A 510-nucleotide genomic window follows, 5' to 3' on the forward strand; every position below is an offset into this window, starting at 1 on the left:
CCTTAAACCTGATGAGTGCATAATTTATGTTATAGTATAACATTACATAAAGAGGCATCATGAAACCCACTATCCATCCTGCATATCGCACCGTGGTTTTTCACGACACCAGTGCTGACGAATACTTCAAAGTCGGCTCTACCATATCAACGGACCGCACCATTGAACTGGAAGGGGCAACCTACCCGTATATCACGATTGAAGTGTCTTCAGCCTCTCACCCTTACTACACCGGTAAGCAGAAAGAGTATTCCAAGGAAGGCAGCACCGCGCGGTTCAACCAACGTTTCGGTAGCTTCCTCGGTAAAAAATAAAATTACATCAGGGAAATCGTTATGCAGGTTCTGAGTTCATTACGTTCAGCAAAAAATCGTCATCCGGATTGTCGCGTTGTTCGCCGTAAAGGCAGGGTTTATGTGATTTGCAAAAGCAATCCACGTTTTAAAGCTGTACAGGGTAAGAAGAAAAAACGTTAACAACGCCTCTTCATGCCCATGGTTGCTCAATAAA

At 43.9% G+C, this 510-nt stretch carries 2 protein-coding genes; both read left to right on the forward strand.

Annotated features, from left to right (window positions below; all coding sequences use genetic code 11):
• Positions 1–59: 59 nt before the first annotated feature.
• Positions 60–314 (forward strand): type B 50S ribosomal protein L31, encoded by a 255-nt coding sequence (locus tag J1785_RS00275; protein ID WP_120506405.1) that lies wholly within the window; start codon positions 60–62, stop codon positions 312–314.
• Between the two features lie 21 nt (positions 315–335).
• Positions 336–476 carry a type B 50S ribosomal protein L36 gene (gene ykgO, locus J1785_RS00280; RefSeq protein ID WP_013576611.1) on the forward strand — a complete coding sequence of 47 codons (141 nt, stop codon included), beginning with the start codon at positions 336–338 and terminating at the stop codon, positions 474–476.
• The last annotated feature ends 34 nt before the right edge of the window (positions 477–510 follow it).

The sequence above is a fragment of the Rahnella perminowiae genome (genome assembly GCF_019049755.1).
GTDB classification, from domain to species: Bacteria; Pseudomonadota; Gammaproteobacteria; order Enterobacterales; family Enterobacteriaceae; genus Rahnella; species Rahnella perminowiae.